Annotated in this window: 9 protein-coding genes; 6 read left to right on the forward strand and 3 right to left on the reverse strand. The window is 73.3% G+C overall.

Going from position 1 to position 10,625, the window contains the following annotated elements:
* Both AB0M52_RS23450 and AB0M52_RS23455 read left to right on the forward strand, forming a co-directional pair.
* On the forward strand, window positions 1-311 hold a 311-nt coding region (locus AB0M52_RS23450), incomplete at its 5' end, for a GNAT family N-acetyltransferase (protein ID WP_363957363.1).
* Between the two features lie 154 nt (window positions 312-465).
* Window positions 466-1,578, forward strand: coding sequence for a lytic polysaccharide monooxygenase (locus AB0M52_RS23455; protein WP_363957366.1), 1,113 nt, complete (start codon window positions 466-468; stop codon window positions 1,576-1,578).
* Between the two features lie 164 nt (window positions 1,579-1,742).
* Here the strand turns inward: AB0M52_RS23455 and hemQ are convergent, their stop codons facing one another.
* From hemQ to hemE, 3 genes are read right to left on the reverse strand one after another with little or no spacing between them, the layout of a single operon-like run.
* On the reverse strand, window positions 1,743-2,444 hold the full coding sequence (gene hemQ / locus AB0M52_RS23460; RefSeq protein WP_363957369.1) for a hydrogen peroxide-dependent heme synthase: 702 nt from the start codon (window positions 2,442-2,444) through the stop codon (window positions 1,743-1,745).
* Window positions 2,441-3,850, reverse strand: a complete 1,410-nt coding sequence (hemG, locus tag AB0M52_RS23465; protein ID WP_363957372.1) for a protoporphyrinogen oxidase — start codon at window positions 3,848-3,850, stop codon at window positions 2,441-2,443. The genes hemQ and hemG overlap by 4 nt, the downstream gene beginning before the upstream one ends.
* A 5-nt stretch (window positions 3,851-3,855) precedes the next feature.
* Window positions 3,856-4,941, reverse strand: coding sequence for a uroporphyrinogen decarboxylase (hemE, locus tag AB0M52_RS23470; protein ID WP_363957375.1), 1,086 nt, complete (start codon window positions 4,939-4,941; stop codon window positions 3,856-3,858).
* Window positions 4,942-5,094: 153 nt separating this feature from the next.
* Here hemE and AB0M52_RS23475 point away from each other — a divergent pair, with 153 nt between their 5' ends.
* The 4 genes from AB0M52_RS23475 to AB0M52_RS23490 all read left to right on the forward strand — a co-directional run bounded on the left by AB0M52_RS23475 (window position 5,095) and on the right by AB0M52_RS23490 (window position 10,523).
* A complete protein-coding gene (locus AB0M52_RS23475; protein ID WP_111217679.1) occupies window positions 5,095-5,667 on the forward strand; it encodes a DUF3000 domain-containing protein in 573 nt (190 codons plus the stop codon).
* A gap of 139 nt (window positions 5,668-5,806) precedes the next feature.
* Window positions 5,807-7,126 (forward strand): ribonuclease D, encoded by a 1,320-nt coding sequence (locus AB0M52_RS23480; RefSeq protein WP_363957378.1) that lies wholly within the window; start codon window positions 5,807-5,809, stop codon window positions 7,124-7,126.
* Between the two features lie 110 nt (window positions 7,127-7,236).
* On the forward strand, window positions 7,237-8,457 hold the full coding sequence (locus AB0M52_RS23485) for an acetyl-CoA C-acyltransferase (RefSeq protein WP_363957381.1): 1,221 nt from the start codon (window positions 7,237-7,239) through the stop codon (window positions 8,455-8,457).
* Window positions 8,454-10,523, forward strand: a complete 2,070-nt coding sequence (locus AB0M52_RS23490; RefSeq protein ID WP_363957384.1) for a 3-hydroxyacyl-CoA dehydrogenase NAD-binding domain-containing protein — start codon at window positions 8,454-8,456, stop codon at window positions 10,521-10,523. Before AB0M52_RS23485 ends, AB0M52_RS23490 begins: the two co-directional genes overlap by 4 nt.
* Window positions 10,524-10,625 lie beyond the last annotated feature (102 nt).

The following is a 10,625-nucleotide window of genomic DNA, read 5'->3' on the forward strand; positions in this document are numbered from 1 at the left end:
GCGACGTCGAACCCGGCACCCGGCACCTGTGGCTGACCCAGGGCGGCGCTCCGGTGGCGTACCTGCGGATTCTGGCCGACCCCGGCGGGGTGGCCAGGATCGGGCGGGTGGTGGTCGCGCCGGCGGCCCGCGGCGGCGGGTACGCCGGGCGGTTGATGGCCGCGGCGCTGGCCGAGATCGGTGACCGGCCGTGCGTGTTGGACGCCCAGTCGCACCTGGTCGACTTCTACGCCCGGCACGGCTTCACGGTCAGCGGACCGGAGTACGTCGAGGACGGCATCCCGCACACCCCGATGCGGTGCCATCGCTGAGCAACCACATGGGCAAGTCACATTGACGGATGGCGATGTTTTGTGCCATTCTTCCCGTCGGAGCCAGTACACACGGCCACGCAATCGGCGCGGGAGAGGCAACTCCCGGTGCTCCGGGCGATGTCGCGATCCGACGACTCCCCCTGGGGGCTCCATGTCCAAACTTCTCAGATCATCACGCGCGCTGTGGCTGCTGGCCGTCGCGGCCACCGCCACGCTGCTGCTCACCACCGCGCTGGCCAATCCCGCTTCCGCACACGGGTCCGTGATCAACCCCGCGTCCCGCAACTACGGCTGCTGGGAGCGGTGGGGCGGTGACTTCCAGAACCCGCGGATGGCCACCGAGGACCCGATGTGTTGGCAGGCGTGGCAGGCCAACCCGAACGCCATGTGGAACTGGAACGGCCTGTACCGCGAGGGCGTGGCCGGCAACCACCAGGGTGCCATCCCGAACGGCCAGCTCTGCTCGGGCGGCCGTACCGAGGGCGGGCGGTACAACGCCCTCGACACGGTCGGCGCCTGGCGGACCACCTCCATCTCCAACAACTTCCGGGTCAAGTTCTTCGACCAGGCCAGTCACGGCGCCGACTACATCCGGGTGTACGTGACCCGGCAGGGTTACGACGCGCTGACCCAGCCGCTGGCCTGGTCCAACCTGGAACTGGTCGGCCAGATCGGCAACACCCCGGCGTCGCAGTGGCAGCGGGAGAGCGGCGGGGTCTCCATCGAGATCCCGGCGAACGCTCCCGGCCGCACCGGCCGCCACATCGTGTACACGATCTGGCAGGCCAGCCACATGGACCAGTCGTACTACATCTGCAGCGACGTGCAGTTCGGCGGTGGAACGACTCCACCGCCGACCACTCCCCCGCCGACCACGCCGCCGCCGACGACTCCGCCGCCCACCACGCCGCCGCCGACCACCCCGCCGCCCACCACTGCCCCGCCGACCAACCCGCCGGCGGGTGCCTGCGCGGCGACGTACCGGGTCACCAACTCCTGGTCCGGTGGCTTCCAGGGTGAGGTGCAGGTGACCGCGGGCAGCGCGGCCATCCGGGGCTGGCGGGTGACCTGGACGTACGCCAACGGCCAGCAGATCAGCCAGGCGTGGAACGCCACCGTCAGTTCCAGCGGTTCGACGGTGACCGCCACCAACGTCAGCTACAACGGCAGCCTCGGCGCCGGAGCCAGCACCACATTCGGGTTCCTGGCCTCGATCACCGGCACGAACAGCACGCCGACGCTGACCTGTACGGCGACCACCTGACCCCGGTCGGGGCCGCGCCATTCTCCCTCCGGCGCGGCCCCGCCCGGCCCGGCAGCATCACCCGGCCCGGCAGCATCGCCCGCTGCGGATCGGCGCGTTAAGAGGGGCCCCCTATACAACGCCAGGCGTTAACAGGGGGCCCTTCCTTGCACCTTCCTTGCACCTCAGGCGAGGGCGGAGACGATGTCGGCGATCGGGCGGCGGCGGCCGGTGTAGAAGGGGACCTCCTCGCGCACGTGCAGCCGGGCGCGCGAGCCGCGCAGGTCGCGCATCAGGTCGACGATCCGGTGCAGCTCGTCGGCCTCGAAGGCGAGCATCCACTCGTAGTCACCGAGCGCGAACGAGGCGACCGTGTTGGCGCGTACGTCCGGGTAGCCCCGGGCCATCTGGCCGTGCTCGGCGAGCAGTTCCCGCCGCTCGGCGTCGGGCAGCAGATACCAGTCGTACGAGCGGACGAACGGGTAGACGCAGAGGTAGGCGCGGGCCTCCTCGCCGGCGAGGAACGCCGGGATGTGGCTCTTGTTGAACTCGGCCGGCCGGTGCAGCGCCATCTGCGACCAGACCGGGGTCAGCGCCCGGCCCAGGGTGGTCCGGCGGAACCGCAGGTACGCGTCCTGCAGGTCGTCGCTGGACGACGAGTGCCACCAGATCATCAGGTCCGCGTCGGCGCGCAGGCCGGACACGTCGTACGTGCCACGGACCACGACGTCCTTGCCGGCCAGTTCCTCGATCAGCGACTCGACCTCGGCGGTCACGTTGTCGCGCAGCGACGGCAGCGGCGCGCTGGCCCGGAACACCGACCACATGGTGTAGCGGATGGTGGCGTTGAGCTCCCGCAGCCGGGCCGCGTTGCTCTGCTCGGTCATCTCCCCGATCCTTCCAGTGCTGTGATGATCTCCTCGGCCGCCGTCTCGCCGGAGCGGACGCAGACCGGGATGCCGACCCCGTCGTAGCCGGCGCCGGCCACGGTCAGCGTCGGATGCGCCGCCCGAAGTTCGGCCCGCGCGGCGGCCACCCGGTCGAGGTGGCCCGGGGTGTACTGCGGCAGCGCGCCGCCCCACCGTTGCACATGCCCGTCGACCGGGGCGGGCAGCGGCACGTCGAGCACCGCGGACAGTTCCCGGTGCACGGTGGCGGCGAGGTCCTCGTCGGGGCGCTGGAGCTGGGCTTCCTCGCCGTACCGGCCGACCGAGGCGCGTACCAGGGCCAGCCCGTCCGGCCGGCGCAGGTGCCCCCACTTGGTGGTGAAGAAGGTGGACGCCTTGATCAGCAGCCCCTCGGTGCCGGGCACCAGGAAACCGGAGAGGTCCGGCAGCGCCGGCTCGGGCAGGGCCAGGGTGATCAGGGCGACGCTGGCGTAGTCCAGCCCGCCGATGCCCGCCGCCGCCACGGGGGCGATGTCGGCCAGCAGCCGGGCCGTCGGGCGGGCCGGCACGGCCAGCACCACCGCGTCGACGTCGACGTGTTCGGGGTCGCGGGTGGGGCCGACGGTGAGCCGCCAGCCGGCGCCGTTCGAGGTGAGTTCGCGTACCGCCGCGTGCCGGCGGATGGTCGCGCCGCTGGCCGTCGCGGCCGCGTCGACCAGGGTGCTCAGCCCGCCGTCCAGGGTGCCGAAGACCGGCTCGCCGGGGGCGCGGGGCGCGGCGGCCTGCGCCGCGCGGACCGCGCCGAGCAGCGTGTGCTCCGCCCGGGCCGCCCGGGCCAGGGCCGGCATGGTGGTGGCCAGGGACAGGTCGTCGGCGCGGCCGGCGTACACGCCGCCGAGCATCGGGTCGACCAGCCGGTCGACCACCTCGTCGCCGAACCGGGCGCGGACCAGCCCGCCGACGGAGACGTCGTCGTCGGGGCCGAGCAGCGGCCGGCCGCCGTCGTGGTCGGCCTCCGGGGTCGGCCGGGCCACCGTCGCCACCTTGTCCAGATCCCCGGGTACGCCCACCAGCGTGCCGCCGGGGATCGGGCGCAGCCCGCCGTCGACGGCGAGCGCCGCCTGCCCGACGGTGGGGTGCACGATCCGCCCGGCCAGCCCGAGCCGGCGGACCAGGGCCACGGCCGCGGACTCCCCGCCGGCCGGGTCACGCATCAGGAACGACTCCGCGCCGAACTCCACCGGCCCGCCGGCCAGCTCGCCGGTGCGCAGCTTGCCACCGAGGTCGCCGGACTGCTCGTACACGGTGATCTCGGTGTCGGCGGGGGCGCGGTCGCGCAACCGGACCGCGGCGGCCAGGCCGGCGACGCCGCCACCGACCACCGCCACCCGCCACCGCGTCGCCATCGCGCTCAGCCCCGGGCGGACAGCTCGTGCACCAGGGCGACCACCCGGGTCAGCACCTCCGGGTCGGTCTCCGGCAGCACGCCGTGGCCGAGGTTGAACACATGCCCGGGGGCGGCCCGACCCTGGTCGAGGATCCGGCGCACCTCGGCCTCGACCACCGGCCACGGGGCGAACAGCACACACGGGTCGAGGTTGCCCTGGACGGCCTTGTCCGGCCCGATCCGGCGGGTCGCGACGTCCAGCGGGGTACGCCAGTCGACGCCGACCACGTCGGCCCCAGCCTCGCCCATCGCGCCGAGCAGCTCGGCGGTGCCCACCCCGAAGTGGATCCGGGGCACGTCGGCGTCGGCGAGCCCGGAAAGCACGGCGGTCGAGTGGGGCAGCACGAAACGGCGGTAGTCGGCCTCGGAGAGCGCCCCGGCCCACGAGTCGAACAGCTGCACCGCGGAGACGCCGGCTTCGATCTGCACCCGCAGGAACGCCAGGGTCACCTCGGCCAACCGGCCGGCCAGGGCGTGCCACAGCTCGGGCTCGCCGTACATCAGCGCCTTGGTCTTCGCGTGGGTCCGCGACGGGCCGCCCTCGACCAGGTAGCTGGCCAGGGTGAACGGGGCGCCGGCGAAGCCGATCAGCGGGGTGTCGCCCAGCTCCTTGACCAGCATCCGGACCGCCTCGTCCACGTACCCGACGTCGTCGCGGCCGATCGGCCGGATCCGCTCGACGTCGGCGGCGGTACGCACCGGTTCGGCCACCACCGGCCCGGTTCCGGGCACGATGTCCAGGTCGACCCCGGCCGCCGCGACCGGCACCACGATGTCGCTGAACAGGATCGCCGCGTCCACCCCGTGCCGGCGCACCGGCTGGAGGGTGATCTCGGTGACCAGCTCAGGTCGCCGGCAGGACTCCAGCATCGCCACGTTGGCCCGGATCTCGCGGTACTCCGGCAGCGACCGGCCGGCCTGCCGCATGAACCAGACCGGGGTGTGCGGGACGGGCTGACGTCGACACGCCCGCACGAAGGGCGAGTCGGCAGGCCCGCCAGGGCGGGGTACGTCGTCTCGGGCGGCGGTGCCCGTGGTGTCGGTGGTCATCGCGGCCATCGTGCCACGCGCCCCATCCCGCCCCCGCGCCCACCGCCACCTTTGTGACGTGGCACGAGCGGCCAGCGGTGCGTGGATCATCAGCAGGTCGGTCGTCGGCGCGCCGTCCCGACGGGGAGCCGAGCGGCGGCATAGGCTGCCGGCATGGCCCCCCCGATCGCGCTTCCGGACACCTTCGCCCGCGCGGTCGCCGGGCTCCGGTCCGCGGCGCCCCGGCCGGAGATCGTCCTGGAGGAGGTGGGCGCGCCGCAGCGGCTGGCGCCGTACTCCTTCGCCCTCTCCGCGTCCGTGCTGCGCGACGGCGAGGAGATGACCACCGGGCGGCTGATCCTGCTGCACGACCCGGCTGGGCACGAGGCGTGGCAGGGCACCCTGCGACTGGTCACCTACGTGACCGCCGAACTGGAGGTCGACCTCGCCGCCGACCCGCTGCTGCCCGGGGTCGGCTGGACCTGGCTCACCGACGCCCTCGACGCCCACGACGCGGGGCACCGGGCCATCGGCGGGACGATCACGCAGACGACGTCGACCCGGTTCGGCGAGCTGGCGGGCCCACCCGCGGCGGGCGACATCGAGATCCGCGCCTCGTGGACCCCGACCGGCCTCGACCTGACCCCGCACCTGTACGCCTGGTGCGCCCTGCTCGCCTCCACCGCCGGCCTGCCCCCACCCGGCGTCACCGCGCTACCGGAACGCCGGCCGGCCACCACCGGCTGAGCGGCAGCGGCTCCCGGCCGGCGTGACTCCGGCCGGAGCGCCTCCTGAAGCTCGGCCGGCAGCCGGCCCGCGACGATCAGCCGACACGCGGCGGGGCGGGTGCGCGGCGCGCGATCCGCTCGCGCACTAGGGTTGTCAGGTGACCGACGAACCACCCCTGCGCCGTCGGGCCGCCGCAAGCCGTACGGGAAACGACACCGAGCACCCGCCGTCGGCGCGGCCGGAGCCGTCGGACGCGGGGACCGAGCCCACCGGCGGCGAGTCCGTACCGCTGACCGCGCCCCGTGAGGGCACACCCGAACCGGTGGCCGTACCGGAGCAGCTTGCCGAGGTGGTGGCCCGTTTCGCGGCCGGCACCGGGCCGGTGGCCCTGGACGCCGAGCGCGCCTCCGGCTACCGCTACAGCCAGCGGGCGTACCTCGTGCAGCTGCGCCGAGGCGGCGCCGGCACCGCGCTGATCGACCCGCTGCCGCTGCCCGACCTGAGCGCCCTCGACGCCGCGATCGCCGACGCGGAGTGGGTGCTGCACGCGGCCAGCCAGGATCTGCCCTGCCTCGCCGAGCTGGGGCTACGCCCGCGCCGACTGTTCGACACCGAGCTGGCCGCCCGGCTCGCCGGGTTCGAACGGGTGGGCCTGGCCGCGCTCACCGAACAGCTGCTCGGCTTCAGCCTGGAGAAGCACCACTCCGCGGCGGACTGGTCCAGCCGGCCGTTGCCCGAGTCGTGGCTGACCTACGCCGCGCTGGACGTCGAGCTGCTGACCGACCTGCGCGACGCGCTCGACGCGGAGCTGGCCCGGCAGGGCAAGTCCGAGTGGGCGGCGGAGGAGTTCGCCGTGCTGGTGCGTACCGGCGCCCGGCCGCCCCGGGTGCGGGCCGAGCCGTGGCGACGCACCTCCGGCATCCACCGGGTACGCGGCGCGCGGGCACAGGCCCGGGTCCGCTCCCTGTGGTATGCCCGCGACCAGATCGCCGCCCGCCGGGACGCGGCGCCGGGCCGGGTGCTGCCCGACGCGGCCATCGTCGCGGCGGCCGAGCTGGACCCGAAGGACGAGAAGACGCTGCTCACCCTGCCCGGCTTCGGTGGCCGCTCGGTGCGCCGGCTGGCCCGCACCTGGCTGGCGGCGCTGGACGACGCCCGGCAGTTGCCGGACGACGCGCTGCCGGTGACACCGACGGTGGAGGGTCCTCCCCCGCCGCACCGCTGGGCCGAACGTGATCCGGCCGCCGCCGCCCGCCTGGCCCGCTGCCGCGAGGTGGTGCTGCGGGTGGCCGGCGAGCACAACCTGCCACCGGAGAACCTGATCACCCCCGACACCGTCCGCCGCGTCGCCTGGCAACCCCCCGAAGAAATCACCGAGGCGACGGTGGCCGAGGTCCTCCGCAGCTTCAACGCCCGCGAGTGGCAGATCGCCCTCCTCCTCCCCGCTCTGGCAGAAGCCCTCCTCGCCACCCCCTGATCCCCTGGGGGTCGGTGAGGGTGTGGGGTGGGCCACAGTGGGGTGTGGCGGCACGGGTTATTACTGGCGAGTAGCATCGGGGAAACGCCAGTGCCGGCTAGGAGGCTCAAGTGCCCCGTGAAGTCCGGGATGTCGTCTTCGTCGACGGCGTCCGTACCCCATTCGGCAAGGCGGGTGGCATGTACGCCAACACCCGCGCCGACGACCTGGTGATCCGATGCATCCGCGAGCTGCTGCGCCGCAACCCGCAGCTGCCGCCGGACCGGGTCGAGGAGGTCGCCATCGCCGCCACCACCCAGATCGGTGACCAGGGCCTGACCATCGGCCGCACCGCCGCCCTGCTGGCGGGCCTGCCCAAGACGGTTCCCGGCTTCGCCATCGACCGGATGTGCGCCGGGGCGATGACCGCCGTGACCACCGTCGCCAGCGGCATCGCCGTGGGCGCGTACGACGTGGCGATCGCCGGCGGCGTCGAGCACATGGGCCGCCACCCGATGGGCGAGGGCGTCGACCCCAACCCGCGTATCGTCGCGGAGAAGCTGGTCGACCCGTCCGCGCTGGTCATGGGCGCCACCGCGGAGAACCTGCACGACCGGGTCCCGCACATCACCAAGGAGCGGACCGACGCGTTCGCCCTCGCCTCGCAGCAGAAGACCGCGAAGGCGTACGCCAACGGCAAGCTCCAGGACGACCTGGTGCCGGTCGCGATCCGCGACCCGGAGACCGGCTGGGGTCTGGCCACGGTCGACGAGGCGCCCCGGGACACCTCGATGGAGAAGCTGGCCTCCCTCAAGACTCCGTTCCGCCCGCACGGCAAGGTCACCGCAGGCAACGCGGCCGGCCTGAACGACGGTGCCACCGCCAGCCTGCTGGTGGCCGAGGAGGTCGCCCGCGAGCTGGGCCTGCCGATCGCCATGCGGCTGGTGTCGTACGGCTTCGTCGGCGTGGAGCCCGAGGTGATGGGCGTCGGCCCGATCCCGTCGACGGAGAAGGCGCTGCGCATCGCCGGCCTGAGCATCGACGACATCGGCCTGTTCGAGCTGAACGAGGCGTTCGCCGTGCAGGTGCTCGCCTTCCTCGACCACTTCGGCATCGCCGACGACGACCCCCGGGTGAACCAGTGGGGCGGCGCGATCGCCATCGGTCACCCGCTCGCCTCCTCGGGCGTACGGCTGATGACCCAGCTCGCCCGGCAGTTCGCCGAGCACCCCGAGGTCCGCTACGGCATCACCGCGATGTGCATCGGCATCGGCATGGGCGGCACCGTGATCTGGGAGAACCCACACTGGACGGAGTCCGGTCAGCCGGCTCAGCGGGAGGGCAACAAGTGAGCGCGCTCGCGGCACCGAACGAGGTGGTCACCCGGGCGCTGCTGCGCCAGGTGAACGTACCGGGGCTGGACCGCCCGGCCGCCCTGATCACCCTCGACAACGGATTCGACCACACCAAGCCGAACACCTTCGGCCCGGCCGGCCTGACCAGCCTGGACGAGGCGATCAGCGCCGCCCTGGCGGCCGACCCGGCGTTCATCGCGGTCACCGGCAAGCCGTACATCTTCTGCGTCGGCGCGGACATCACCGGCCTGCCGCTGCTCGCCGACCGCGCGCAGGCGCTGGAGATCGGCCGGCTCGGGCACCGCGTCTTCGCCCGGCTCAAGGACAGTGCCGTCCCGACCTTCGCCTTCGTCAACGGCGCGGCCATGGGCGGCGGCCTCGAACTGGCCCTGCACTGCCACTACCGGACGCTGTCGGCGGGCGCCGCGGCCCTGGCGCTGCCCGAGGTCTCCCTCGGCCTGATCCCGGGCTGGGGCGGCACCCAACTGCTGCCGAACCTGATCGGCATCCCGGCGGCCACCCAGGTGATCATCCAGAACCCGCTGATGCAGAACAAGATGCTCAAGCCGAAGCAGGCCGCCGAGCTGGGCATCGCCGACGTGCTGCTGGAGCCGGCCGACTTCCTCGAGCGCTCGCTGGAGTGGGCGGCCGGCGTGGTGCGTGGCGAGGTCACCGTGACCCGGCCCGAGGTCGACAAGGACATGTGGGCGGGCGTGCTCTACTTCGCCCGGCAGACCCTGGACCAGCGGCTGCACGGTGCCGTCCCGGCCGCGTACCAGGCGCTGGACCTGCTGGAGACGGCGAAGGACGCCGACTTCGCCGCCGGCACCGCCGCGGAGGACGAGGCCCTGGCCAACCTGGTCTTCTCCGAGGAACTGCGCAGCGGCCTGTACGCCTTCGACCTGGTGCAGCGGCGGGCCAAGCGGCCGGCCGGCGCGCCGGACAAGGGCCTGGCCCGCCCGGTGACCAAGGTGGGCATCGTCGGCGCCGGCCTGATGGCCAGCCAGCTGGCGCTGCTGTTCGCCCGCCGCCTGCAGGTACCGGTCGTGCTCACCGACCTGGACCAGGCCCGGGTGGACAAGGGCGTGGGCTACGTGCACACCCAGATCGAGAAGGCCGTCAGCAAGGGCCGGATGGACAAGGGCACCGCGGCCAAGCTGTACGGCCTGGTCTCCGGCTCGGTCGACAAGAGCGTCTTCGCGGACGCCGACTTCGTCATCGAGGCGGTCTTCGAGGACCTGACCGTCAAGAAGCAGGTCTGGGCCGAGCTGGAGAAGATCGTCAAGCCGGAGGCCGTGCTGGCGACGAACACCTCCTCGCTGTCGATCACCGCCATGGCCGAGGACCTGGAGCACCCGGAGCGGGTGGTCGGCTTCCACTTCTTCAACCCGGTCGCGGTGCTGCCGCTGCTGGAGATCGTCCGGGGCGAGCGCACCGACGACGCGACGCTGGCCACCGCCTTCGCGGTGGGCAAGCAGCTGAAGAAGTCCTGCGTACTGGTCTCCGACGCGCCCGCGTTCGTGGTGAACCGGCTGCTGACCCGTTTCCTCGGCACGGTCTTCGCCGCCGTGGACGCCGGTACTCCGTTGGAGGTGGCGAACCGGGCGCTGGACCCGCTGGGCCTGCCGATGCGTCCACTGGCGTTGCTCCAGCTCGTCGGCCCCGCCGTGGCGTACCACGTCGGCGGCACCCTGCACGCCGCGTTCCCGGACCGGTTCGGCGTCAGCGAAAACCTCAAGCGGATCGCCGACTCCGGCCAGCCGATCGTGGTCGACGACGAGATCAACGCCGAGGTGGCGAAGCTGCTGGTCGTCGGCGACCAGCCGCTCACCGAGGAGCAGGTACGCGGCAACGCGCTCGACGCGCTGGCCCAGGAGATCCGGCTGATGCTCGACGAGGGCGTGGTGGCCGAGGCGCAGGACATCGACCTGTGCATGATCCTCGGCGCCGGCTGGCCGTTCCACCTGGGCGGCGTCACGCCGTACCTGGACCGGACCGGCACCAGCGAGCGGGTCACCGGCCGGCGGTTCCTGCCCCTGGGGGCGGCCAGCCTCGCCGGCTGAGTCGACCAGGACGACCAGGGGTCGCGGTGGTCACCCGGAGCGGGTGACTACCTTCGGCTGCTCTACGCGCGGGTCGGTGAGCCGCACTGCCCGGTCTGCGGC

Origin of the sequence: Micromonospora sp. NPDC051296 (genome assembly GCF_040682255.1) — a bacterium.
In the GTDB taxonomy this organism is placed as follows: domain Bacteria; phylum Actinomycetota; class Actinomycetes; order Mycobacteriales; family Micromonosporaceae; genus Micromonospora; species Micromonospora craterilacus.

What these genes read in the sequence shown, in the direction of transcription:
- AB0M52_RS23455 (WP_363957366.1), top strand. Translation starts at nt 466, where the DNA reads ATGTCCAAACTTCTCAGATCATCACGCGCGCTGTGGCTGCTGGCCGTC.
- hemQ (WP_363957369.1), bottom strand. Translation starts at nt 2,444, where the DNA reads ATGACCGAGCAGAGCAACGCGGCCCGGCTGCGGGAGCTCAACGCCACC.
- hemG (WP_363957372.1), bottom strand. Translation starts at nt 3,850, where the DNA reads ATGGCGACGCGGTGGCGGGTGGCGGTGGTCGGTGGCGGCGTCGCCGGC.
- hemE (WP_363957375.1), bottom strand. Translation starts at nt 4,941, where the DNA reads ATGACCACCGACACCACGGGCACCGCCGCCCGAGACGACGTACCCCGC.
- AB0M52_RS23475 (WP_111217679.1), top strand. Translation starts at nt 5,095, where the DNA reads ATGGCCCCCCCGATCGCGCTTCCGGACACCTTCGCCCGCGCGGTCGCC.